The sequence below is a fragment of the Oleiagrimonas sp. C23AA genome, assembly GCF_011759385.1.
Classification (GTDB): Bacteria; Pseudomonadota; Gammaproteobacteria; order Xanthomonadales; family Rhodanobacteraceae; genus Oleiagrimonas.
The window spans coordinates 111,063-134,732 of sequence record NZ_JAARLY010000002.1; the positions used below are offsets into that span (position 1 = coordinate 111,063).

The window sequence follows — 23,670 nt, forward strand, 5'->3', positions numbered from 1 at the left end:
GCTTCTGCTCAGGCTTACGGCGGCGAGCGTGGTTGCCGATAGGCCCGGTTGCCCTTGTTTGGCACCGGGCCTTGTTTGTTTTCAGTGTGCCACCAGCATGGGCACATCGCTCTCGGCGAACAGGTGTCGGGTGGCGCCGCCAAGCAGCATTTCACTGACGCGCGAACGTCCCCACGCCCCCATGACGATGAGGTCGGCCTCGGTGTCGTGCGCCGCCCGTAAAATGGCCGCCCCGGCATCGTTGCCCGGATCAAAGGCCCGCACATTGGCGGTGATGCCGCGTCGGCGCAGCCAGTCGGTCAACTGCAGGGCAGGTAGCTCATGGGACACCCAGGGTTGTTCTGCCGTGCCTTCGAGCACCGTCACTGATTCGGCATGACGCAGGATAGGCAGGGCATCGCGCGCGGCCAGTAACGACTCACGACTACCGTTCCATGCCAGCAGGATGCGACGCCCCGGCTGTACAGCCCGGGTCTTGGCCGGGACCACCAGTACCGGCGCGCGACATCCGAAGATGGCGCGCGAGACCGTGCCAAACCCCAGTGGGGCCTCGCCGCGACGATCGTCGCGTTCCAGCACCAGTAGATCGTAGCCGGCAGTGACGTGGCACAGCGTCTGTACCGGGTCGCCCTGAGTGACCTGCCAGCGCCCTTCCAACGTGTGCTGGCGCAGCAGCCCGTCGTACCAGGTGCCGTTATGTTCGGCCTGTTGGCGGCGAAGTTGGATTTCGTCCAACTGCTGGGTCGTGATTTCTGGAACGCTGACGTTGCCGGTCATGGGCGGCACGATGCATAAGGCATCCAGGCGCGCGTCCAGGCGCTTGCATAGGAACGTGGCTGCCTGAAGCGCAGCCGTTTCCTCACCGCCGTGAGGAAGATTCACCAGCACGTCGAGTGTACTGGCGTACGCGTGGGTATCCATTCAGTGCCCCCTGAATTGAAGCGGCAATGTTAACGTTGATACTGACTTCGTCCTGTGGTGTAGCGCACAAAAAAGACGCCTTCCCTATGGCAGGGAAGGCGCTCGGAAAGCCACCGGTGGGGTGGACGGGATGGAAGGGGGCGGACGGATTATCCAGGCCCTGGACGGAACGGCTCAGACCGGCAGCCAGTCCGGGTCAGGATCTTCTTGGTGGTGCACATATGTCGTGCTCATGGCGATACCTCGCAAGCTCGGATCCGGGAAGCTCAGCGTATGCCCAACAGCGCACCCAGAATCAGCGCGCCCAACGCCAGGCAGACCCGCAGTGGTTCGATGCCTCGCGCCAGATCGGGGTCGTGATGTTCAAAGCTCATCGTCGTCGCTCCGCTGCTGTTGCCGTGATGGTGTGATGCATGACATCGCACGACGCGGTCGCCATCGGGGGCACATGCGGGCAGGGCGCAGGCAAGATATGGCCAAATGCGGGCAAGGCGTCTGATGTGCTTGCGCAGGCGGTATCCGCGCGTCAGGCTGCGATAACGGCATCGCGCATGCCCTCTAGACTTTGCCTTCAGACCAGGAATAGGAACCTGCCATGGCCCGCAACATCGCCATCGTCGAGGACGAACCGGCCATTCGCGCCAACTACGTAGAGGCGCTGACGCGCTTTGGCTACGAGGTGCGCGGTTATGCCTCGCGGCCCCAGGCGTCGGCGGCGTTCGAATCGCGTTTGCCCGAGTTGGTGATCATCGACATCGGTCTGGGTGATGAGCCCGAGGGTGGCTTTGATCTGTGCCGCGAGCTGCGCGCCAAGTCGGCGACGCTGCCGATCATTTTCCTGACCGCGCGCGATTCGGATTTCGACGTGATTTCGGGCTTGCGTCTGGGCGCGGACGATTACCTTTCCAAGGACACCAGCCTGCATCAGTTGGCGGCGCGCATCGCCGCGCTGTTCCGGCGCATCGAGTCTTTGAAAACGCCGGCCAGTGCCGAGACGGTAATCGAGCATGGCCTGCTAAAGCTCGAATCCGAGCGCATGCGCATTAGCTGGAATGGCATCGAGATTCCGCTCACCGTCACCGAGTTCTGGATGGTGCACACGCTGGTACGTTTCCCTGGTCACGTAAAAAGCCGTGATCAGCTGATGCGTGAGGCTGAGCTGGTGGTGGACGACGCCACCATCACCTCGCACATCAAGCGTATCCGCAAGAAGTTCATTGCCCTGGCACCGGATTTCGATGCCATCGAAACCGTGCATGGCGTGGGCTACCGATGGAAGCCCTGAAGGTTGGATCATCGGGAACGTAGGCATCAGAGCACGTGAGGCTGACTGCTGGCGCAAGCCGCCATGCGCGTGACCTCAACGAGACGATGATGCCAAGCCCGTGCTCCGCTTCCCATCCCCGCTTTCTGACACGGCCATGACCCTGCGACGCAAACTGATGCTGGTGGCATTGTCCACACTGGTGCTGCCAGTGGTCGGTGCGTGGTTCGTGCGGCAGATGGACGTGCTGCTGCGCCAGGGGCAGGCGCAGGCGCTGACCGCCTCGGCGCATGCCATGGCACGCAGCCTGGTGGTGATCGGCGCCACGTTGCCGCATCGAAAAGATGGCTGGTATGTGCAGCGCAGTGTGCAGCCGATAAGCGTCGATGGCTATGGCGACGATTGGGCGCCGATGACGCCCTGGCAGATGACCGTGCCAGGCGACGGCAAGGCCATGCTGGCCACCTCCGGGCACCAGTTGTACTTGTTCGCGCGCGTGGCCGATACCAGCCGCCAGCGTGTCGATGTGGATGACCCGATGGCCATGCAGGCCGACCACCTGACCCTGGTGCTCGCACGCGGTGATCGGCGCGCGCGCTATCTTCTGGCCAGCGCCGCACCGGGCGCATTCACGGCCAGGCCGCTGCATGTGCCAGAGAGCTTTCCGCAGACGCTTTCCGGCGTCTGGCAGGAAGATGGCAGCGGCTATCAGGTGGAAATGGCCTTGCCGGATGATCCGGCGCTCAGCGGCATTGGCCTGGCCGCCTTCGACGGCGCGCATCCGGTGGCCAGCGCCAATACACCGCCGGTGCATCCGTTGTGGCGCTACCTTCCGGCGCTGGCTTCTCAGCTGGCCCAACTGGCGCCGCCGCGCACGCGTGCGCGATTGCTGGCGCCCTCGGCCTGGCTGCTGGCGCAAAGCGGCTCGTTGAGCATGGGCGATCAGCGCGAACCGGGTTGGTTGGCGGCCACGGTGTACCGCCTGCTGTTGGCCGCGCCGTTGTCCGAGCCGGTGATGTGGACGGCCGATTCGCCGCAGATAGGCACGCCGGAAGTGCTCAGCGCTCTTGGTGGCACACCGGCGTCGCGTTGGCGCGAGGGCCGGCTGCGCGGCAGCGTATTGCTGACCGTGGCGGTGCCGATTCGCGTGGATGGCCACGTGGTGGCGGCGCTGTCGCTGGAGCAGGCCAGCCGCGCCTTGCCGCTGTTGGCCAATCGCGCGCTGGCTGGCTTGTTGATGGCCAGCTTCGGCGTGCTGTTGCTGGCGGCGCTGGTGCTGTTTATTTTTGCTACGCGATTGAGCCTGCGCCTGGGGCGCCTGCGTGATGCCGCCGAATCGGCGCAGGCACACGATGGCCGCTTCGATGGACCCTTCCCGCAGGTGCAGGCGCAGGATGAGCTGGGCGATCTGGCGCGCAGTTTTGCGCGCCTGTTCGACGTGGTCGGCGGTTACACCGACTACCTGCGCACGCTGGCCTCCAAGTTGTCGCACGAACTCAACACGCCGCTGGCCATTGTCAAATCCTCATTGGATAACCTGGATCACAGCGGTCTGCCCGAAAGCGCACAACCGTATCTGGATCGTGCCCGTGACGGTGTGCTGCGCATGGGGCAACTGGTGCGCGCCATGAGCGAAACCAGCCGCATGGAACGCGCCATCGCCGCGGCCGAGGCCGAGGAAATGGATCTGGTCGACGTGGTCGGGGGTTGCGCCGAGGCCTATCGCGCGCTGCTGGGTTCGCGTCGGCTGTACGTGGAGTTGCCCGAGCAACCGCTGCCGCTGCACGGCGCGCCGGAACTGGTCGCGCAGGCCCTGGACAAGCTGTTCGACAACGCCATGTCGTTCACGCCGCAAGATGGCTGGATCCGCATCGGCCTGTATGCCACGGCCGATGGCGCAGAGATCGAGGTGGCCAACCAGGGCCCGCCCCTGCCCGAGGCCATGGCCGGGCGTCTGTTCCAGTCACTGGTGAGCATGCGCGACAAGGCCGAACGCGGTGGCACGCCGCACCTGGGATTGGGGCTCTACGTGGTGCGCCTGGTCGCCGAACGTCATGGCGGCCGAGCCGAGGCGCACAATCTGGAAAATGGCGCTGGCGTCGCGTTCTGCCTGCTGCTACGCGGTATGCCACGTCAGCGACTGGGCTGACCACACGGGTCGCCGCTGCGGCGATATATGACTTTGCGCAACTGTCGCCCCCGCGGTGGCCCTGTTATCTTCGCCGATCTTCCCAGCCTGATTTGTTGCCGTGATTTCCCAGGACGCTTTCGACGCGCTGGCCCGTGAGGGCCATACCCGCATACCGGTGGTTCGCGAGGTGTTTTCCGACCTCGACACACCGCTGTCGGTGTACATGAAATTGGCCGATGGCCCGTACACGTTCCTGTTCGAATCGGTCGAGGGCGGTGAGAACTGGGGTCGTTACTCCATCATCGGCCTACCAGCCAAGCGCGTGTACAAGCTGCGTGGGCACACGCTGGAGACGGAAGATTTCGGCGAAATCACCCAGACCCGCGAAGTGGCCGACCCGCTGGCCGAGGTCGAGGCACTGCGCACGCAATACGACGTGCCCAAGTTGCCCGAACTCCCGGCGTTCACCGGTGGCCTGGTCGGTTACTTCGGTTTCGAGACTATCGGCTACATTGAGCCGCGACTGGCCAGGTGGGACCAGCCCGACGAGCTGGGCACGCCCGACGTGTTGCTGATGCTGGCCGAAGAGCTGGCCGTGTTCGACAGCCTGAAAGGGCGCCTGTACCTGATCGTGCATGCCGACCCTTCGCAGCCGCAGGCCTATGCTCGTGCGCAGCGTCGCCTGGACGAGCTGGTGTACCGGCTGCGCCACTCGGGCTCGGCCTATCCCGACGCCATGCACGCGGCCTCGGTGGATGAAAGCGACTTCAAGTCCTCGTTCACGCGCGATGAGTTCGAGGCCATGGTCGAGCAGGCCAAGGAATACATCCGCGCCGGCGACATCTTCCAGGTGGTGCCATCGCAGCGCCTGTCGGTGCCGTTCACGGCGCGGCCGGTGGATGTCTATCGCGCCCTGCGCGCGCTCAATCCTTCACCGTACATGTACTTTCTGGATCTGGGCGGCACGCAGATTGTCGGCTCGTCGCCGGAAATCCTGGCGCGTCTCAAGGACGGCAAGGTAGTAGTGCGGCCGCTGGCCGGCACCCGCAAGCGTGGCGCCACCGAGGTCGAGGATCGGGCGCTGGAAGCCGAGCTGCTGGCCGATCCGAAGGAGCGTGCCGAACATGTCATGCTGATCGACCTGGGCCGCAACGATGTCGGCCGGGTCAGCGACAACGGCAGCGTGGAAGTCACTGATGCGTTCGCCATCGAGCGCTATTCGCACGTCATGCACATCGTCTCGCAGGTGCAGGGCACGGTGCGCGAAGGGCTCAATTACATGGATGTGCTCAAGGCCACCTTCCCGGCCGGCACCTTGTCGGGCGCACCCAAGATCCGCGCGCTGGAAATCATCCAGGAACTGGAGCCGTTCAAGCGCAACATCTATGCCGGTGCCATCGGCTGGATTGGCTGGTGGGGCGACGCCGATACCGCCATCGCCATCCGCACCGCGGTGATCCAGGACGGACGCCTGCACGTACAGGCCGGTGCCGGCATCGTCTATGACTCAGATCCCTCGTCCGAGTGGGAGGAAACCATGAACAAGGGCCGCGCCCTGTTCCGCGCCGTGGCGCAGGCGGCCAGCGGGCTTTAGGCGACCTTTTATGCGCTAAAGTGCCGATGACGGCCGCGCGGGGCGGCCTGCTTGAGGGAATGGCCATGCTGGTGGTGACGACGGAAAACGTGCCCGGTCGCGCGGTGCGCGACGTGAAGGGGCAGGTGTTCGGCGTGGTGGTGCGCAGCCGGGGGATTGGCGGCAACGTCATGGCGGGCTTGCGCTCGCTGGTCGGCGGCGAAATCCACGAGTACACCGCGCTGCTCGAAGAAGCGCGCCGCCACGCGCTGGATCGGCTGGTGGCCAACGCCTCGGCCATGGGCGCCAATGCGGTGGTGATGATGCGCTATGACTCCTCGGAAATCGGCCAGACCATGAGCGAGATCGTGGCCTACGGCACCGCCGTGGTGCTGGAGCCGGCCGGCTGACCGCACATGTTGCGCAAGACGCTGATGTGGGTGGGCGCGGCCTGCTTGCTGCTGGGCCTGCTATTGCTGGCGAGCGCGGGCACGGTGCTGTTGGCGCCGCAGTTATTGGTTCTTGGAGTGGTGCTCTTGCTGGGGCTGGCGATCGAGCGTTGGCGCTACAAGCGCGTGCACCATGCCCGTCCCGCACCTCACTGGCAAGACACCGGCGAGCGTTTTGTCGATCCTGAAAGCGGCCAGCTGACGGCGGTGTATTTCGACCCGGCGACGGCCGAGCGTCATTATCTTGGGGTTCGTGATGCGTCATAAAGGCGCTGTCAGCGCGTGCGCTAAAAACACATCAAGGAGACGATGATGAAACTTAAAAGGTTATTGCCGTGCGCTGCACTGCTCGCTTGTGCGCCGGCGCTCGCCCAGGAACACAGCCTGCCTGATGCGCCGCACATACTGGTGCGGGGCCACGCCGAAGTCGATGTGGTACCCGACCGCTTCACCATCCACCTGCGCATAACTGACACCGATCCATCGCCAGGCAAGGCGCGTGCGCAGGTCGAGCAGCACGTGAACGCCCTGCTCAAGTCCATTGATTCGCACCACGCCATGGCCAAGCTGACGCGAGCCAGCAGCCTGTCGATCGGTGACGCCAGCCGCTACGAGAATGGCCGAACGGTGCACGTGGGCACGGAAGTCGATCGGCGCGTCACCGCGACGTTCGACCGCTTGGATGATTTGCGCCGTTTCATCAGTGATCTGCCCAGTTCGTCCCATGTGCTGGTTCAGTCCACGGACGTCGCACGCAGTGATCGCTCACGCATCAGGCAGAAGCTGCGTCGTCAGGCGATTGCCAACTCGCGACAGGCTGCGCGTCACCTGGCCAAGGCTTATGGCATGCGTATTCGCGGGGTCTACAGCATCTCGGAGGTCGCGCCGAATTTCGCCTATGGCATCCAGGCCGGGCAGTGGGGTTCGGGCACGTCGCCAATGGAGCAGACGGCCATGAGCACGCCTCCGGCGCCCCCGGCTCCGCCAGCGGCATCAACGACCAGCCACATACCCACCCAGCTACGGGTCGGTACGATTACTTTCCGCCAGAACATGTATGCGGTGTATCTGATAGCGCCCGACGATAAGGCTCACTGACCGTTTGGCGTGGGTGTTGTCTGGTGGGTGTAGGCGTTCAATAGCGCCTGCATCTGCGCCTTGCGTACCTTGGTCGGTTGCCTGGAAAGTGCCTTCACGGCGCGATAAAACGCCGGCCAGTCATGGTGCTGGCGGCGAAACATTTCGGCGAAGGCCGGCTCCCAGTGGTCGTAAAGGCCAAAGGGCAGCAGCTTGGCGTTGTTCATGGGCGCGGCCATCCAGGCACTGAAACCGGCATCTTTGCCGTGCCACTGCTTTTTCAGCGCCTGAAATTGCTGGCGCATGTCATCGAAGGCGCGTGCCTTGCCGGCGCGTTTTTGTGCCTCGCTGGCGGCGCTGGCGTACAGCGACGCCAGGCGCTTTCGTGTGCGCAGGATGAGTTGGGTGATGGCCTTTCCGTGCGCCGCTTCGGCCGGTTGTTCCAGCGGCGTACCCTGGGCGGCGTGCCATTCGCGCAGGCCTTCGTGTTGCACAAAGGTGGCGAACGATTCGTTGAAGGCGGTATCGCCTTTCAGATAAAGCTTCTGGTGCGCCAACTCGTGGAAGACCGTGCCGATCAGCTCGTCGCGGCTCCAGCGATTCATGGTGCTGAGAACCGGGTCGGCAAAGTGCCCGAGCGTGGAATAGGCCGGCACACCGCCAATGTAGACATCATCGCCCTTGGCCCGAAGTCGCGCCGCGGCTGCTTGTGCGCGCTTCAACTGATAGAAGCCCTGGTAGGCCACGCAGCCGGCAAACGCAAAGCAGTGCGTTACCGGTGCCAGCGACAGCGCCGGCGTGGCGAACACGTTGTACATCACAAAGGGGCGATCCAGCTGGGCGTAAAGCGTATAGCTGCGATTGCGTGGCAGATGCAGGTGGTCTGACGCGAACGCGCGGGCTTTGAGTACGGCGGCAAGCCGCGCACGCAGCGCAGGCGGCGTATCGGCTTGTGCAATGACCTTGTGGATCGGTTGGCGTCGGCGCAGCACACCCATCTCGCCACTGGCCAGATGGGCGTAGTAGCCCAGCGTGCTGCATCCGCTCAGCGTCAGCAGCAAAAGTGTCGACAGCGCGCTGCGCCAGGCGATGCGGCGCCTGTGGACAGCGCGTGCGGGCCTAGCCACCGCTGCTTGGTGTGGCTGGAGTGCTGGCCGGGGCGGCGCTGCTGCTGGCAGCCGGCATATGGCCAAACTGATCCATGGTGCGGTCGGTGGCGTTGTGCTCCATCACCTGATTCAGCGCTTTGTCGTTTTGACTGTCCGAGGCAGGTTTGGCTGCGCTGGCGGCAGGTGCGGAAGCACTGGAGGCTGCCGCCGGTACGCTGGCGGGCGTGGCTGGTGCCGTGCTGCCCGCGCCGGCCGGGGCGGTGCCTTGGATGCCCAGCGCCTGATCCAGTGCCGGGAAAAACTGGTCCGGCGCCTGGATCTGCGGCAGGTGGCCCAGCCCCGGCAGGCGGATCAGCGTGGCATCGGGTATGGCATCGGCCGCCTCGGCACCCAGTTTGCGATAGTTGCCCAGCGTCTTTTGTACGCGTTCGGTGGCGAAGTTCTTGCCCACGGCGGTGGTGTCGGCCTGGCCGATGATCAGCGTGGTCGGCACATGGATATCTTCCAGCTGATGCACCACCGGCTGGGTCATGATCATGTCGTAGGTCTTGGCGGCGGCCCAGGCCACCTTGTCGGCATCGGGGCCCTTGTACATGCCGGCCTGTACCTTGGCCCATTTGGCAAAATCATCATTCCACTGGCCGCCAAAGTAGTTGGCCATCTGGTAGGCCTTGATGCTGGCGAAGTCGGTTTTGCGCGTGTGGGCGTACCACTGGTCGATGGTCTGGTAGGGCACGCCCTTGGCCAGCCAGTCTTCCAGCCCAATGGGGTCGACCAGCACCAGCTTGTCGATGGACTTGGGGTACATCAGCGCATAGCGCATGGCCAGCATGCCGCCCATGGAGTGACCGATGACGGTAACCTGATTGACTTGCAGCGAATCGAGCAGCGCGTGGGTGTTTTCGGCCAGCTGCGCCAGGCTGTACTGATAGTTTTCCGGTTTGCTGGATTTGCAAAAGCCGATCTGGTCCGGCGCGATCACGCGGTAGCCGGCGCGGGTCAGGTGCTGGATGGTGCTTTGCCAGTAATCGGAGCAGAAGTTCTTGCCGTGCAGCAGCAGCGCCACCTTGCCGTTGGCGGTAAGCGGCTGCACGTCCATGTAGGTCATGTGCACCTGGTCACGCTGGCTGGTGAAATCGTAGTTCTGAACCGGGTACGGGTAGTCGTAGTTGGCCAGGTCGCCGCTAAGTGGCTTGATCTGCGTCTGTGCCGACTGCGCCAGGGCGACCGATGTGGCGCCGCACAGTGTCACCAGGGTCAGGGCGCCGGCCAGGCGGTTGAAAACAGCGCGTGCAGACATGGAACACTCCCGAAAATCAGCCGGACATCAAAGGCAAAGTGTGGGCCAGCCACTGGCCAAGGTCCAATGCCACCGGCGCAGGTTATGGCGAAAGGTTGCTTGAGATGAACCGCAGCGAACCGCACAATGCGGTTCCAGTCTGTCCACGGCTCAGGCTGGCACCGAATGTGAATGCCCCACCCTGAACATGGCCCGGATGGACCGCGCATGCTGCTGATGATCGACAACTACGACAGCTTCACCTTCAACCTTGTGCAGTACCTGGGCGAACTGGGGCAGCAGGTGAAGGTGGTGCGCAACGACGCGCTGTCGGTCGAGGATGTGCGAGCGCTGGCGCCCAGCCACATTGTGATTTCGCCGGGCCCGTGCTCGCCGGACGAGGCGGGTATTTCCTGCCAGCTGATCGAACAGCTGGGCGGGCAGATTCCCATTTTCGGGGTGTGCCTTGGCTATCAGGCCATCGGCCAGGTCTACGGCGGCAAGGTGGTGCGCGCGCGCCAGATCATGCATGGCAAGGTGTCGCCCATTCGCCATACCGGCAAGGGCGTGTTCGAAGGCTTGCCCGATCCGTTCGAGGCCACCCGTTACCATTCGCTGGTGGTGGCACGTGACTCGATCCCCAAGTGCCTGGAAGTGACTGCCTGGACCGAGAGCGCCGATGGCAGCATCGACGAGGTGATGGGTTTCCGTCATCGCGAGCTGGCGGTGGAGGGGGTGCAGTTCCACCCCGAGTCCATCCTCACCCAGCACGGTCACGATCAGCTGCGCAACTTCCTGGGCCTGCCGCGCGCACTGGCGGCCTGACGCGACGATGACGGAATCTGCCATGAGTTTTACCCCGCAGGAGGCCCTGCAGCGCACCATCGAGCATCGCGAGATCTTCCACGACGAGATGATGTCGCTGATGCGCCAGATCATGCGTGGCGAGGTCAGCCCGCTGATGACGGCGGCCATCATCACCGGCCTTCGCGTCAAGAAGGAGACCATCGGCGAGATCACCGCTGCCGCGCGCGTCATGCGCGAGCTGGCCACGCCGGTGCCCAGCGCTGACAGTTCGCACTTTGTCGATATCGTCGGCACCGGCGGCGATGGCGCGGGCAGCTTCAATATTTCCACCACGGCCATGTTCGTGGCCGCGGCAGCAGGCGCGCGCGTGGCCAAGCATGGCGGGCGCAGCGTGTCGTCCAAGTCGGGCAGTGCGGACCTGCTCGACTCACTGGGCGCCAATATCGAACTGGGGCCTGAGCAGGTGGCCGAGTGCCTGGCCGAGACCGGCATCGGCTTCATGTACGCGCCCAAGCATCATCCAGCCATGCGCGTGGTGGCGCCGGTGCGCAAGGAGATGGGTGTGCGCACACTGTTCAATATTCTGGGGCCGCTGACCAACCCGGCCGGCGCGCCGAACATCCTGATGGGTGTGTTCCACGAGGACCTGGTCGGTATCCAGGTGCGCGTGCTCGAGCGCCTGGGCGCGCAGCATGCGCTGGTGGTATTCGGCCGCGATGGCTTGGATGAAATCTCGCTGGGCGCCAGCACCCGCGTCGGTGAGCTGCGCGACGGTGTGATCCGCGAATACGACATCGAGCCGGAAGACTTCGGCTTCCAGATGGCCTCCAGCCGCAACCTGCGTGTGGACAATCCCGATCAGTCGCGCGAGACCGTGCTGGAAGTGCTCGATGGCACGCCTGGCGTGCCGCGCGACATCGTCACGCTCAATGCCGGCGCGGCGCTGTATGCGGCCAACGTGGCCGATTCGCTGGCCGATGGCGTGGAAAAAGCGCGCGAAGCGGTGGTGTCCGGCGCCGCACATGCCAAAATGCAATCCTTTGTAGCGACTACCCGCCGCCTGGCGGCCTCTGCACCATGAGTGACATTCTGCAACGCATCCTGACGCGCAAGGCCGAGGAAGTGGCCGCGCGCCAGCAACAGATTCCGCTGGTCGAGCTGACTGCGCGCTGCGCGGACCTTCCCGATACGCGTGGTTTCGGCGACGCGCTGGAGGCGACCATCCACACCGGTCGCCCGGCGGTGATTGCCGAGGTGAAAAAGGCCAGCCCCAGCAAGGGCGTGATCCGGCCCGATTTCGACCCGGCCGCCATTGCCCGCAGCTACGAGCAGCACGGCGCGGCCTGTCTGTCGGTGCTGACCGATGCCGAGTTCTTCCAGGGCAGTGAAGACTATCTGGCGCAGGCGCGTGCGGCGTGCCAGCTGCCGGTGCTGCGCAAGGATTTCATCGTCGATCCGTACCAGGTGTTCGAGGCGCGCGCGATGGGTGCCGACTGCATCCTGCTGATTGTCGCCGCGCTCGATGATGCCGCCATGCTGGAGCTTTCCATGCTGGCGGCCGACCTGGACCTGGACGTGCTGGTGGAAGTGCACGATGGCCAGGAGCTGGATCGGACCTTGAGCGTGCCGGCACGCCTGATCGGCATCAACAACCGCAACCTGCGTACCTTCGAAACCGATCTGGACACCACGTTGGGCCTGCGCCGACGCGTGCCCGAAGAGCGTCTGCTGATCACCGAAAGCGGCATCCACACCGCCGACGATGTGCAGCGCCTGCGCAAGCACGGTATCGAGGCGTTCCTGGTCGGCGAGGCATTCATGCGCGCCACCGATCCGGGCGAGGCGCTGAGCCGCCTGTTCTTCGACGCCTGATACGCCGCACCATGACTGAAACAGGGGAACGGTTGCCCGAGCCGGCGGCAACCGAAACGACTGCTGCGCGGCTGGTGCTTTTTGATTTCGATGGCGTGATCCTGCGCGGTGACGCGTTCACGCTGCTGGTGCGCGAGCAATTGCGCCGCGGACGCTGGCGATATCTGCCCGCGCTGGCGATGGCGCTGCCCAGTGCGCCCTTGTTGCCCTTTACTCGCCGGCCGCTGCGCCATGGTGTGGTGCGTGCGGCGCTGATGGGCTTGGGCGAGGCGCGCTACAAGGCATTGGCACGGCGCTTTGGGCAGCGGCTGGCACGTCAGCCGGGGCGCTTTCACCGTGATGCGCTCACGGCCTTGCGCCGGCACCTGGCCGCGGGCGATCGCGTGGTCGTGGTGACCGGCTGCGAGACCGAGCTGGTGCGCGCCATTTTCGACGAGCTGGGCTTGCCCGATCTGCCGCTGGTGGCCTCGCGCCTGAAGCGCGGCTGGGTCGGCATGCGCATGGCCTGTCACAACGTCGGCGCCGAGAAGCTGCGCCAGTTGCTGGCCCACGAGCTTGGCGAGCGTTGGGATATCGCCTACAGCGATTCGCTGAAAGATTTGCCGATGCTGCGCGCGGCCGACTCACCGGTGCTCGTCAATGCCTCGCCGCGCCTGCAAAAGCGTGCCACGGCCGCGCTGGGGCGCGAGCCACGTTTCGTCGACTGGTGGTAGCTGACCGCGCCCGTCGCATGACGGGCGCAGGTGTAGCGGCGCGCCTTAACGCGTGCCGCGCACCACGATGGTCTTGCCGGACACATCGATCATGCCTTTTTCCTCCAGCTGCTTGAGCACGCGGCCGACCATTTCGCGCGAGCAGCCGACGATGCGGCTGACTTCCTGGCGCGAAATGCGGATCTGCGTGCCTTCCGGATGCGTCATGGCGTCCGGTTCGTCACACAGGTCCAGCAGGGTGCGCGCCACGCGATTGGACACATCCATGAAGGCCATGCGGCTGACCTGACGTGAAGTACGCAGCAGCCGGTTGGTCAGCTGGAAGCCGATGGCGAACAGCAGCTTCGGGCATTCGTCGCGCAAGGTGGTGTCAAACAGCTGGAACAGCCGTTCGTAGCTGATCTCGGCCAGCTCGCAGGCGGTGCGGGTGCGCACCAGCGAATCGCGCTGGGACTGATCGACGAACAAGCCCATTTCGCCGATGAACTGGCCGCGATTGATATAGGCCAGGATCAGCTCGTGTCCCTCGTCATCCTCGTTGCACACCGTGACCGAGCCATCGATCACGTAATACAGCGTGTTGGCTGGATCGCCCGGCCGGATGATGGCGGTCTTGCCCGGATAGCGGCGGCGATGGCATAGCGCCAGGAACCGTTCCATCGATTCGGGGTCCGGCGCCAGGTTGGGTGGAGCCTGGTGGCGTTCGAACTGTTGTTGCAGAAGATACTTCAGCTGGGCCACGGCAAATTCCCGTTTGCGACATGAGTCAGGGCACCGACCAAGGCCATGCCATGGTCGTGGCGGGCGCGGACAAGCCGGTCCTCAACTCCCCTCAACACCGCATACTATACAAATACATGCCGACCTGACCATTCCGGGCGGATGGGTTCAAATCGCGGTGATCTTGTTCCATAATTCCGCGCTTACGTCAGCGCTAGGCTGATCCAGAGGGTTGCGGCGCCAGAAGGCTCGCGCATCGCCATTCGTTTTTCGCGCGGGGACCCTTGTTGCGCTAACCCGCCGCTACTTCACGCCATCCAAGTGGTCGAGAGGGCAGCTGTGGTCAAACCGCTTCCGCGTCTCAGGCTCCAGGGGTTCAACAACCTCACCAAGGCCCTGAGCTTCAATATCTATGATGTCTGCTATGCCGTGTCGGAAGACCAGCGACAGCGCTACATCGAATACATCGATGAAGCCTACGACGCCGACCGCTTGACGCAGATTCTTACCGATGTGGCCGACATCATCGGCGCCAACATCCTGAACATCGCGCGCCAGGACTACGATCCGCAGGGCGCCTCGGTGACCATCCTCATTTCCGAGGAACCGGTGGTCGAGAAACTGGGCCGCGATTCCATCGCCGGCGCGGTGGCGCATCTGGACAAGAGCCACATCACCGTCCACACCTACCCGGAAACGCACCCGCACAACGGCATTGCGACCTTCCGCGCGGATATCGACGTGGCCACCTGCGGCGTGATTTCGCCGCTGAAGGCGCTCAACTACCTGATCGACAGCTTCGAGTCCGACATCGTCATCATGGACTACCGCGTGCGCGGCTTTACCCGCGACGTGAAGGGCAAGAAGCACTACATCGATCACAAGATCAATTCGATCCAGGACTATCTGGCGCGCCACATCCGCCAGAAGTACGAGATGTTCGACGTCAACGTGTATCAGGAAAATATTTTCCACACCAAGATGCACATCAAGGACTTCGACCTGGACACGTATCTGTTCGAGGCCACCGCCAGCGATCTGTCCTTCAAGGAGCGCCAGCGCATCGAGTCGCTGCTCAAGCGCGAGATCGAAGAGCTGTTCCACGGCCGCAACCTGATGTAACTGAGCGCGATGTAAGGCGTGCGCCCGTCGTGCGCTGGCCGCTATGCACACGCCCCGCCCTTGCGCGGGGCGTATGCGTTTTAAAGGGCGCCAGGTCGATATTCAGCGTTGGGCAGGGTGTGTGCGGCCACGGTGGGCGGCATGCGTGCGTGGCTGCTTTTTATCTTGCTGATCGTGCTGGTGGCCTGGGCCTGGCAGCGTGGCCTGCGTGTGCCGCCGCGCTATGTGCCGTGGACAGCGTTGCAGGTGCGCGAGCTGCCGGGGCCGTTCACGCGCCTCAAGCTGGCCCGGTTGGCGGCACGGCCTGCGCAGTGTCATGCGCTGCTCAAGCGCTTTGGTGCGGCTTTCGACCCCGTGCCCGATCACGATGCCGGCCACGGTTGCGGCTGGCGCGATGCGGTGCGCTTGCGTGGGATGGGCGATTTGCGGCTGTCGCGGCCGACCTTGGTGACCTGTCCGCTGGCCGTCGCACTGGCGGTATTTGATCGCCATATTTTGCAGCCGGAAGCACGGGCGGGTTTCGGGCAGGCGGTGACACGGCTGGATCATGTCGGCAGCTACGCCTGCCGTACCGTGGATCGGCGCGCGCATGCGCCGCTCAGTCGCCATGCTCGAGCGCAGGCCATCGATGTGACCGGTGTGCGTCTGGTAGATGGCACCACGATCGAGGTTGGCCAGAGCTGGAACGCCAACACGCCGGCCGGGCGGTATCTGCATCAGGTGGAGGCGGGCGCCTGTCGCATCTTCGGGCTGACGCTTGGACCAAACTACGATGCGCTGCATCGCCGCCATTTTCATCTGCAGCGGCCCGGTTTCGGCGGCTGCCACTGAATGGGCGTCGCCTCAAAGACGGTAGGCGACGCCCTTCATCACCTTCGAGGCCAGGCGCATCAGGCCGGGGATGGGCATCGGCAAGTCGACGCCGCCGCGCACCTGCGCCTCGCGGGCGTGGCGCGCCTCATCGGCCTGCATCTGGCGCAGCACCGCGCGCGAGCGGTCATCCTCGGCAGGCAGGGATCTCAAATGCTCGTCCAGGTGCGCTTCGACCTGGCGTTCGGTTTCCACCACAAAACCCAGGCTGACCGGATCGCCCACCGCGGCAGCAGCGGCGCCGATGGCAAAACTGCCGGCGTACCACAGCGGATTGAGCAGGCTGGGGCGGCTGTCCAGCTCCTTCAGGCGGTCCGAGCACCAGGCCAGGTGGTCGGTTTCCTCATCGGCGGCGTGCAGCAAGTGGCGATGGGTGTCGGCATCGCGCGCCATCATCGCCTGACCCAGGTACAGCGCCTGTGCGCAGACCTCGCCGGTATGGTTGATGCGCATCAGCCCGGCGGCATGACGACGCGCGTCGGCCGCCAACTTCGTATCGGCATGCTGGTGACCGGGCGAGGGGCGCTGCGCCTCGGGCTGGCCGCCAACCGCTTCCATGGCGCGCTCGATGCCGGCCAGCAGGCGGTCGGCGGCGGTCAATTGTCGAAAGCTCATGCGCGTCACTCCCAAGTCCAAGGCAAGGCACATGCCGGCCGGTGGGCCTGCATCGCCCTTATTGGACCGCACCGGCCGGCGCTTGCCCAGTCCTTGGCGTGTGAAAATTTCGTCTCAAGGGGTTTTCCTCGCGCCACCTTGCCGCTACCATACGCGGCCATTCCCGAACGGCAGGTGTCACACACCGAGCACTTGCGCCGAGAGGCGCGCTTCGTGTTAGACTTGCGGTTTGCCGAGTCGCCAACGACTCACTTGCGCAGAGCTGGCGGTTTCCGCTATTCTCTCGCGCCTTTCGGTTTCTCATTCCCATCCGCCCTGTGGGCGGCAGACAGGTTGTTTCGAGATGAAGACCTTCAGCGCCAAGCCTGAGAGCGTCAAGCGCGACTGGTTCGTGGTCGACGCCACGGGCAAGACGCTCGGCCGCCTCTGCTCCGAGCTCGCCCGCCGTCTGCGCGGCAAGCACAAGCCCGAATTCACGCCGCACGTGGATACCGGTGATTACATCGTGGTGATCAACGCCGCGAAGATTGCCGTCACCGGTGCCAAGCTGGACGACAAGTTCTACCATCGTTTCACTGGCTACGTCGGCAACCTGAAGAGCATGACGCTGCGCGACATGCTGGCCAAGCATCCCGAGCGCGTGATCGAGATCGGCGTCAAGGGCATGCTGCCGAAGAACCCGCTGGGCCGCGCCATGTACAGCAAGCTCAAGGTGTACGGCGGTGCCGAGCATCCGCATACTGCACAGCAGCCGCAGGCGCTGGAGATTTAATATGGCCATTTCGCAAAACTACGGCACCGGCCGTCGCAAGACCTCCGCTGCGCGCGTGTTCCTGCGCAAGGGCGAAGGCAAGATCATCGTCAACGGCAAGCCGCTGGACGAGTTCTTCGGCCGTGAGACCTCGCGCATGATCGTGCGCCAGCCGCTCGAGCTGACCGAAAATGTCGATACCTTCGACGTCAAGGTCACCGTGGTCGGCGGTGGTATCACCGGTCAGGCCGGCGCCATCCGTCTGGGCATCGCCCGCGCTCTGGTCGAGTACGACGAAGCGCTGAAGACTCCGCTGCGCCGCGCTGGCTTCATGACCCGCGACGCCCGTGAGGTCGAGCGCAAGAAGGTCGGTCTGCACAAGGCCCGCCGCGCTACCCAGTTCTCCAAGCGTTAATCGTCTGGTAGAATTGTCGCGATCCGTTATTGGGGGATCGTCTAATGGTAGGACTGCAGACTCTGACTCTGCCTATCTAGGTTCGAATCCTAGTCCCCCAGCCAAGTCAAAGGCCCCGCTGAAAAGCGGGGCTTTTGCTTTTTTGTATGCCGCATTCTGTGTATCGGTGATACGTTCGCCGGATAGCGCGGCTGCGCCCAAGCTGCCTGATGCAAGGTCAGGCTATGGCGTGCATGGTCCGGCATGTCATCAGTTTCCCGATGTAAACACGTTGAATATACCTCTGGCACTGTCGGGTGCTCGGGTGGATGCGTTGTGATGGTGGGCCTGAAGCGGTGCTTTTGACCGTTTCGCCTCCCCAAGACACATCCCCAAGGAGTTCTACGTGAAGCGAGCGATTCTGACTTTGGCGCTGTCGGGCCTGATGGTGTGCGCGATGCCGGCCCTGGCTGCGGACAGTGGTGCGCATTCGCACAGCGATCATGACGCCAGCCAGGCCACACCGGTGCCCAAGGCGCGTGCCGTCACCTCGCACGGCACCGTGACGGTGGATGGCAAGACCATTCACTACACCGCCACCACCGGCAACATCCTGCTGCGCGATGACAACAACAAGCCGATCGGCAGCATGTTCTATATCGCCTACACCAAGGACGGCAACGGCTCTGGTTCCAAGCGCCCGGTGACCTTTCTCTACAACGGTGGTCCCGGCTCGTCCTCGTTGTGGCTGCAGATGGGTGGCATCGGTCCGATGCGGGTCGACATGGGCAACGGCGAAGCCACTGCACCGGCGCCGTATCAGGTGCGCAAGAACCCGTACACGCTGCTCAACGACAGCGATCTGGTCTTCATCGACGCGATGGGCACCGGTTACAGCTATGCGGTCGGCAAGGCCAAGCCCAAGCAGTTCTGGGGCGTCGACCAGGACGTGCACGCGTTCGGGCAGTTCATCCGCCGCTATCTGAACAAGTTTCATCGCTGGAATTCGCCCAAGTTCCTGTACGGCGAAAGCTATGGCACCACGCGTTCGGCCGCGCTTTCCAACTACCTTCAGGACCAGGGTATCGCCCTCAATGGCGTAGTGCTGCAGTCCTCGGTGCTGAACTATTTCGCCTGGATGCCGGGTTCAGATGACGACTACATCTACAACTTGCCCACTTATGCGGCGCTGGCCTGGTATTACGACAAGGTGCCGAACAAGCCGGCCAAGCTGGCCGATTTCGTGCAGCAGGCGCGTGAATTCGCCGACGGCCCGTATCTGCAAGCGCTGGAGCGCGGCGATACACTATCCAGCGGCAAGGCGCAGCAGATCGCCGAGCGCATGCATCAGCTGATCGGCCTGCCGGTCGAGTACATCAAGCGCGCCGATTTGCGTATCGATCCGTCCAACTTCCGCAAGGAGCTGAACCTGCCGCAAGGCAAGATGATCGGCCGCTACGATGGTCGCTACGCCGGCCAGGATATGGATCAGATCAGTTCGGTGCCGGGCTTTGATCCGTCCAACCAGTTCATCTCGCCGGCGTTCACCGCGGCCTTCCACGGCTATCTGAACAATACGCTGAAGTGGAATACCGATCGCAAGTATCGGGTGATGAACGGCAAGATCATCCAGAAGTGGGACTGGAAGCACCACGGCGCGGGTGGCAATGGCTGGCAAGAGCCGATGCCGTATGTGGCCGGCGACCTGGCCGCGGCGTTGCGCAAGAACCCGTACCTGCGCGTGCTCTCGGAAAATGGCTACTATGACTTGGCCACGCCGTTCCACGCTACCGAGTACGACCTCAACCACATGATGCTGAAGGGCGATTTGCGCAGTCACGTGAAGTTCGCTTACTTCCCGTCCGGGCACATGATTTATCTGAACCCGAAGGCGCTGAAGGCGATGCACGCGCGTCTGGATCGTTTCTACGCCAACACGCTGAAGGCCGACCAGACCGGGCCGGCGTCGAAGTAACCGCGTCCGCGCAAGAAAAGCCGCCGGTTAGCCGGCGGCTTTTCTATGTGGGCGATATGGGTCGAGATCAGCGCTTTTGCGATTCGGCCAGCAGCTCGCGCCGGGCCTGGCCTTGGTGCTGGAGCATCCAGCCGGGATATTCGGCGGGCAGGGCGCTGACCTCGTCGAGCGTGGCCATCTCATCATCGCTCAGTTCGAGCTTGGCCGCGGCCAGGTTGTCTTCCAGCTGGTCCATGCGCTTGGCACCGATGATCACGCTGCTGACCACGTCCTGCTTGAGCAGCCAGGCCAGCGCCACCTGCGCGACCGATACCCCGTGCGCCTCGGCAATCGGGCGCATCGCATCGACGCAATCAAAGGCGCGTTCGCGGTTCACCGGCGGGAAGTCGAAGCTGGTGCGTCGGTCGCCCTGCTGGCCTTCTTCGTCGCGCGAATACTTGCCGCTGAGCAGGCCGCCGGCCAGCGGGCTCCACACCAGCAATCCTAAGCCCTCGCTGCGCAGCATCGGGGTCAGTTCTCGCTCCAGGTCGCGCCCGGCCAGCGTGTAATAGGCCTGCAGCGAGGCGAAGCTCTCAAGCCCCAGGCGCTCGGCGATGCCCAGGGCCTTCATGATCTGCCAGGCGGCCCAGTTGGACACGCCGACATAGCGCACGTGACCGTGCTGGACCAGGTTGTCCAGGGCGCGCACAGTCTCTTCGATCGGCGTGGCGGCATCGAAGCCGTGGATCTGGTAAAGATCAAGATGCTCGACTTGTAGCCGTTTCAGGCTGGCCTTGACGCCTTCCATGATGTGAAAGCGCGAGTTGCCGCGGCCGTTGATGCCGTTGCCGCTGGGTCCGAACACCTTGGAGGCGATGACCACCTCGTCGCGCGGTACCTTCAGATTTTTCAGCGCCTGGCCGGTCAATTCCTCGGCGCGGCCTTCCGAATACACATCGGCGGTATCGATGAAGTTGATGCCGCCTTCGAGCGCGCGGGCAATCAGCTTTTCAGCGTCGTTTTGCTGAAGATCGCCGATCTTGCTCCACATCTCGCCCTGACCACCGAAAGTCATGGTGCCCAGGCAAAGCTCGGAAACAAAAAGGCCCGTGCGGCCTAGCGTGCGGTATTGCATGAGGGACTCCTGCAAGCGTGGCGCGGACGGCGCGATGCACTGCCGGCAAGGCAGACGCAGGGGATATCGGCCGGCCCGCAGTGGGGGTCATGGCGTGGCGGTAATGTCACTAGCCGCCCAGACCATGCTTCAAAGGCTACCCGTCTGCGTGCATGCAGGGCGTCGAGTGGGCTGTTAAACCCACTTTACGTGCGGCCGTGAACCGGCGTCAGTCGATGACATCCTGGCCGCATACCACCACGTCGGCACCACGGGCGGCGAACAGCCCTACGGTGACCACGCCGGCAATCTGGTTGAGTTCGGCTTCCAGGGCTACCGGGTCGGTGATCTTCCAGCCGTGCACGTCGATGATCCAGTTGCCATTGTCGGTGGTGACGCCGTCGCGCCATACCGGCTGGCCGCCACGACGGACAATCTCGCGCGCCACGTGGCTGCGTGCCATCGGGATCACCTCAATCGGCAGCGGAAAGCGGCCCAGCACGTCGACGCGCTTGCTGGCATCGATGATGCAGACAAAACGCTTGGAGGCCGCGGCGACGATTTTCTCGCGGGTCAGGGCCGCGCCGCCGCCCTTGATCAGGCGCTTGTGCCCATCGCACTCGTCGGCGCCGTCCACGTACAGCGGCAGCGGGCCCACCGCATTGAGGTCGAACAGCTCGATACCCAACCCGCGAAGCTGTTCGCTGGACTGGTCCGAACTGGACACGGCACCTGCGATGCGATGCTTGATTGCGCCCAACGCATCGATGAAGTGCGCCACGGTGGAGCCGGTGCCGACGCCGACGATCATGCCTTCCTCGACGTAGCGAATGGCGGTTTCGGCGGCCTGGCGTTTGGCGGTGTCGTGGGTCATGCGCGAGCCTTGTCAGGTGAAGGGGCCTGCCGGCCCGTTGAGCTTGGGGGCGGTCAGAGCATGCCCAGAATGTATTGCCAGTCCGAGGCCTCGACCGGCATCACCGAGAGCCGGTTGCCCTTGCGCACCAGTGGCATCTCGGCCAGAGCCGGTTGCGCCTTGAGTTCATCCAGCGCGATTGTGCGCTCGAATTTGCGCTCGAACTTCACATCGACCAGCATCCAGCGTGGTTTGTCGCGGCTGCTCTTGGGGTCGAAATAGTGACTGTCCGGATCGAACTGGGAAGGGTCCGGGTAGGCCTCGGAGGCCACGCGGGCGATGCCGACGATGCCCGGCACCTTGCAGTTGGAGTGGTAGAAGAACACGCCATCGCCCACTGCCATGCCGTCGCGCATGAAGTTGCGCGCCTGGTAGTTGCGCACGCCGTCCCAGGGCTCCTGCTTGACGTTCTTCAGATCATCGATGGAAAAAGTGTCCGGCTCGGACTTCATCAGCCAGTAGTTCATGCGTGCGTGGTTTCCGTGTCAGTGGCCGGTGCCCAGGGCATTGCAGTCGATCAGTTCGCGTTCGGTGGCGACGTAATCGAGCCGCACATCCCATGGCTGCGGCATGATCGCATCCACTTCCTGAAAGACATAGCCGACGCCGACCAGCAACGGATGCGCGGGGCGATCCTGGCCGTTCAGAAAGTCAAAGGCGCGATCGTAGAAGCCGCCGCCAAAACCGATGCGCTGACCAAAGCGGTCAAACCCCAGCAGCGGCACCAGTACCAGCTGCACGGCCTCGGCGCCGAGCAGGGCACCCGCGTCCACCTGCGGTTCGGGGATGCCGTAACGGTTGGGGGCAACGGCGTCGCCGGCCTGCCAGCGCGCGAAGCGCATGCTGCGATCGTCACCAATGACCGGCAGATGCCAGTGCTGGCCGCGTTGCGCCAATCCGGCCTGGGCCAGGTTCAAGGGCAGCTCGCCGCCCATCGCCCAGTAGCCGGCGATGTGGGTATCGACCATGAATTCGGGCAGCGTTTCCAGCACGTGGCGCAGCCCCTGCGCCGCTTCGATGCGCTCGCGCGGTGACAGGCCGTTGCGTTTGGCCAGCATCTGCGCGCGCCATTGTTTGCGCTGTTCGGGGGCGATATCGACCACGGCCTCGTCCGGATGCGTTCCTAGACCGGTCGGCGCAGCACGCCGACCGGTCGCGAGGGAATGAGGGAGAGGCGTTCTCCACAGTGCCGATGCCCACCAAACGACCTTGATCCAGAGGGATCAGGTGGGTGGACTTGACGTGGCTTTAAGGCTTCCCGCTCATGGCGGACATGCACAACGGCCACGTTGCCGTCGACCCGGGTCGTATTTTAGGAACAAGGCAAATGTAAGAGTGAGCTGTCGCACACCGCAGGGAACGCCTTGGCCCTATTGTACCGCAGCGGCAGTGCAACGAAACCTGTCTGGGCAAGCTTGGGTGCCGAAAAGCTTAGCCCTGGCCAGCCTCGACGGCGCGCTCCAGCTTGCGGCACATGGCTTCCAGGCGATCGCCGACGCGATGGTCCTGATGCTCGCCACGGGTGCGCATTTCCAGCAGTTCATGCGTGATCGACAGCGCCGCCAGCACCGCCAGGCGGTCGAAACCGGGGCTTTTGGCGTTGGCGCGCAGGTTGCGCATGGCGTTGTCCAGATAGCCGGCGGCGGCGATCAGGCCGGGCTTTTCCTCCGGCTCGCAGGCGATCAGGAATTCGCGATCGATCAGTTTGACGGTGACCGGTTCACTCATGGTGCGGACCTTGGGGCCTTCAGCTCGGGTTCTCCAGCGCCTTCAAGCGCTGGATCATGGCTTCGACACGGCTTCGCGCCTGCTCGTTGCGCGCCATCAGTGCCGCACGTTCGCCCATCAATTGCTCTTGGCTGTGACGCAGGCTGCGGTTTTCCTCGCCCAGCCGGCGCACCGTCTCGACCAGTTGATCGACCATGGCCTCCATGGCGTCCAGTTGAGTCTTGATGGGGTCGGAAGTGTTCATGTCGAGCCGACTATAGCAGGGGTGCGGCTGCGATCATGCCATGACGATGG

The 23,670-nt window shown here is 63.9% G+C and carries 26 protein-coding genes, 1 tRNA gene and 1 other RNA gene; 16 read left to right on the forward strand and 12 right to left on the reverse strand.

Features of this window, described 5'->3' with window-relative positions; translation table 11 throughout:
* Positions 1-81: 81 nt before the first annotated feature.
* On the reverse strand, positions 82-921 hold the full coding sequence (locus HBF24_RS03520) for a universal stress protein (protein WP_167169096.1): 840 nt from the start codon (positions 919-921) through the stop codon (positions 82-84).
* 595 nt (positions 922-1,516) lie between these two features.
* Here HBF24_RS03520 and pdsR point away from each other — a divergent pair.
* The 6 genes from pdsR (at position 1,517) to HBF24_RS03550 (ending at position 7,436) form a co-directional block, all read left to right on the forward strand.
* The gene (gene pdsR / locus HBF24_RS03525) at positions 1,517-2,206 is read left to right on the forward strand and encodes a proteobacterial dedicated sortase system response regulator (RefSeq protein WP_167169099.1); all 690 of its coding nucleotides are present in this window, start codon (positions 1,517-1,519) and stop codon (positions 2,204-2,206) included.
* 136 nt (positions 2,207-2,342) lie between these two features.
* On the forward strand, positions 2,343-4,334 hold the full coding sequence (locus HBF24_RS03530) for an ATP-binding protein (protein ID WP_167169102.1): 1,992 nt from the start codon (positions 2,343-2,345) through the stop codon (positions 4,332-4,334).
* Positions 4,335-4,434: 100 nt separating this feature from the next.
* Positions 4,435-5,910 (forward strand): anthranilate synthase component I, encoded by a 1,476-nt coding sequence (gene trpE / locus HBF24_RS03535; protein ID WP_167169104.1) that lies wholly within the window; start codon positions 4,435-4,437, stop codon positions 5,908-5,910.
* A 65-nt stretch (positions 5,911-5,975) separates the two neighbouring features.
* On the forward strand, positions 5,976-6,299 hold the full coding sequence (locus HBF24_RS03540) for a YbjQ family protein (protein WP_167169108.1): 324 nt from the start codon (positions 5,976-5,978) through the stop codon (positions 6,297-6,299).
* A gap of 6 nt (positions 6,300-6,305) precedes the next feature.
* The gene (locus tag HBF24_RS03545; protein ID WP_167169110.1) at positions 6,306-6,605 is read left to right on the forward strand and encodes a hypothetical protein; all 300 of its coding nucleotides are present in this window, start codon (positions 6,306-6,308) and stop codon (positions 6,603-6,605) included.
* A gap of 45 nt (positions 6,606-6,650) precedes the next feature.
* Positions 6,651-7,436 (forward strand): SIMPL domain-containing protein, encoded by a 786-nt coding sequence (locus HBF24_RS03550; RefSeq protein ID WP_167169113.1) that lies wholly within the window; start codon positions 6,651-6,653, stop codon positions 7,434-7,436.
* On the opposite strand, the gene HBF24_RS03555 is transcribed toward HBF24_RS03550, so the two are convergent.
* Together HBF24_RS03555 and HBF24_RS03560 are read right to left on the reverse strand one after the other, a co-directional pair.
* Positions 7,430-8,542 (reverse strand): aminopeptidase, encoded by a 1,113-nt coding sequence (locus HBF24_RS03555; RefSeq protein WP_343162705.1) that lies wholly within the window; start codon positions 8,540-8,542, stop codon positions 7,430-7,432. The two genes, HBF24_RS03550 and HBF24_RS03555, sit on opposite strands and share 7 nt — an antisense overlap.
* Positions 8,535-9,824, reverse strand: coding sequence for an alpha/beta hydrolase (locus HBF24_RS03560; protein WP_167169116.1), 1,290 nt, complete (start codon positions 9,822-9,824; stop codon positions 8,535-8,537). Before HBF24_RS03560 ends, HBF24_RS03555 begins: the two co-directional genes overlap by 8 nt.
* Before the next feature lie 207 nt (positions 9,825-10,031).
* Between HBF24_RS03560 and HBF24_RS03565 the strand changes: the two genes are divergently transcribed.
* The 4 genes from HBF24_RS03565 to HBF24_RS03580 are packed head-to-tail and all read left to right on the forward strand — an operon-like array spanning position 10,032 to position 13,195.
* Positions 10,032-10,628, forward strand: a complete 597-nt coding sequence (locus tag HBF24_RS03565; RefSeq protein WP_167169119.1) for an aminodeoxychorismate/anthranilate synthase component II — start codon at positions 10,032-10,034, stop codon at positions 10,626-10,628.
* Positions 10,629-10,635: 7 nt separating this feature from the next.
* Positions 10,636-11,691, forward strand: coding sequence for an anthranilate phosphoribosyltransferase (gene trpD / locus HBF24_RS03570; RefSeq protein WP_167169122.1), 1,056 nt, complete (start codon positions 10,636-10,638; stop codon positions 11,689-11,691).
* Positions 11,688-12,482: an indole-3-glycerol phosphate synthase TrpC gene (trpC, locus tag HBF24_RS03575; protein WP_167169125.1), complete on the forward strand. Its 795-nt coding sequence runs from the start codon at positions 11,688-11,690 to the stop codon at positions 12,480-12,482. The genes trpD and trpC overlap by 4 nt, the downstream gene beginning before the upstream one ends.
* Before the next feature lie 11 nt (positions 12,483-12,493).
* Positions 12,494-13,195, forward strand: a complete 702-nt coding sequence (locus HBF24_RS03580) for a haloacid dehalogenase-like hydrolase (RefSeq protein WP_167169128.1) — start codon at positions 12,494-12,496, stop codon at positions 13,193-13,195.
* Between the two features lie 45 nt (positions 13,196-13,240).
* On the opposite strand, the gene crp is transcribed toward HBF24_RS03580, so the two are convergent.
* A complete protein-coding gene (gene crp / locus HBF24_RS03585) occupies positions 13,241-13,855 on the reverse strand; it encodes a cAMP-activated global transcriptional regulator CRP (protein WP_206064189.1) in 615 nt (204 codons plus the stop codon).
* 399 nt (positions 13,856-14,254) lie between these two features.
* Between crp and speD the strand changes: the two genes are divergently transcribed.
* A complete protein-coding gene (gene speD / locus HBF24_RS03590) occupies positions 14,255-15,037 on the forward strand; it encodes an adenosylmethionine decarboxylase (RefSeq protein WP_167169134.1) in 783 nt (260 codons plus the stop codon).
* A gap of 141 nt (positions 15,038-15,178) precedes the next feature.
* On the forward strand, positions 15,179-15,868 hold the full coding sequence (locus HBF24_RS03595; RefSeq protein WP_167169137.1) for an extensin family protein: 690 nt from the start codon (positions 15,179-15,181) through the stop codon (positions 15,866-15,868).
* 12 nt (positions 15,869-15,880) lie between these two features.
* Here HBF24_RS03595 and coq7 read toward each other — a convergent pair whose 3' ends face one another.
* Complete coding sequence (coq7, locus tag HBF24_RS03600) at positions 15,881-16,531, reverse strand: 2-polyprenyl-3-methyl-6-methoxy-1,4-benzoquinone monooxygenase (protein ID WP_167170005.1); 651 nt, start codon at positions 16,529-16,531, stop codon at positions 15,881-15,883.
* Positions 16,532-16,865: 334 nt separating this feature from the next.
* Here coq7 and rplM point away from each other — a divergent pair, with 334 nt between their 5' ends.
* The 4 genes from rplM to HBF24_RS03620 all read left to right on the forward strand — a co-directional run bounded on the left by rplM (position 16,866) and on the right by HBF24_RS03620 (position 19,642).
* Positions 16,866-17,294, forward strand: a complete 429-nt coding sequence (gene rplM / locus HBF24_RS03605) for a 50S ribosomal protein L13 (protein WP_167169140.1) — start codon at positions 16,866-16,868, stop codon at positions 17,292-17,294.
* Between the two features lies 1 nt (position 17,295).
* Positions 17,296-17,688 carry a 30S ribosomal protein S9 gene (gene rpsI / locus HBF24_RS03610; protein ID WP_167169143.1) on the forward strand — a complete coding sequence of 131 codons (393 nt, stop codon included), beginning with the start codon at positions 17,296-17,298 and terminating at the stop codon, positions 17,686-17,688.
* A 30-nt stretch (positions 17,689-17,718) separates the two neighbouring features.
* Positions 17,719-17,792 (forward strand) — tRNA-Gln (locus HBF24_RS03615).
* A 281-nt stretch (positions 17,793-18,073) separates the two neighbouring features.
* A complete protein-coding gene (locus HBF24_RS03620; protein WP_343162706.1) occupies positions 18,074-19,642 on the forward strand; it encodes a peptidase S10 in 1,569 nt (522 codons plus the stop codon).
* A 67-nt stretch (positions 19,643-19,709) separates the two neighbouring features.
* Here HBF24_RS03620 and HBF24_RS03625 read toward each other — a convergent pair whose 3' ends face one another.
* The 7 genes from HBF24_RS03625 to HBF24_RS03655 all read right to left on the reverse strand — a co-directional run bounded on the left by HBF24_RS03625 (position 19,710) and on the right by HBF24_RS03655 (position 23,620).
* Positions 19,710-20,756 (reverse strand): aldo/keto reductase, encoded by a 1,047-nt coding sequence (locus tag HBF24_RS03625; RefSeq protein ID WP_167169146.1) that lies wholly within the window; start codon positions 20,754-20,756, stop codon positions 19,710-19,712.
* Positions 20,757-20,964: 208 nt separating this feature from the next.
* Complete coding sequence (rpiA, locus tag HBF24_RS03630; RefSeq protein ID WP_167169149.1) at positions 20,965-21,609, reverse strand: ribose-5-phosphate isomerase RpiA; 645 nt, start codon at positions 21,607-21,609, stop codon at positions 20,965-20,967.
* Between the two features lie 53 nt (positions 21,610-21,662).
* On the reverse strand, positions 21,663-22,115 hold the full coding sequence (locus HBF24_RS03635) for an EVE domain-containing protein (RefSeq protein ID WP_167169152.1): 453 nt from the start codon (positions 22,113-22,115) through the stop codon (positions 21,663-21,665).
* A gap of 18 nt (positions 22,116-22,133) precedes the next feature.
* On the reverse strand, positions 22,134-22,751 hold the full coding sequence (locus tag HBF24_RS03640) for a 5-formyltetrahydrofolate cyclo-ligase (protein WP_343162707.1): 618 nt from the start codon (positions 22,749-22,751) through the stop codon (positions 22,134-22,136).
* 71 nt (positions 22,752-22,822) lie between these two features.
* A non-coding RNA gene (ssrS, locus tag HBF24_RS03645) (6S RNA) lies at positions 22,823-23,010 on the reverse strand.
* Between the two features lie 69 nt (positions 23,011-23,079).
* Positions 23,080-23,376, reverse strand: a complete 297-nt coding sequence (locus HBF24_RS03650) for a cell division protein ZapA (RefSeq protein WP_167169155.1) — start codon at positions 23,374-23,376, stop codon at positions 23,080-23,082.
* Positions 23,377-23,395: 19 nt separating this feature from the next.
* The gene (locus tag HBF24_RS03655) at positions 23,396-23,620 is read right to left on the reverse strand and encodes a TIGR02449 family protein (protein WP_167169158.1); all 225 of its coding nucleotides are present in this window, start codon (positions 23,618-23,620) and stop codon (positions 23,396-23,398) included.
* Between the last annotated feature and the right edge of the window lie 50 nt (positions 23,621-23,670).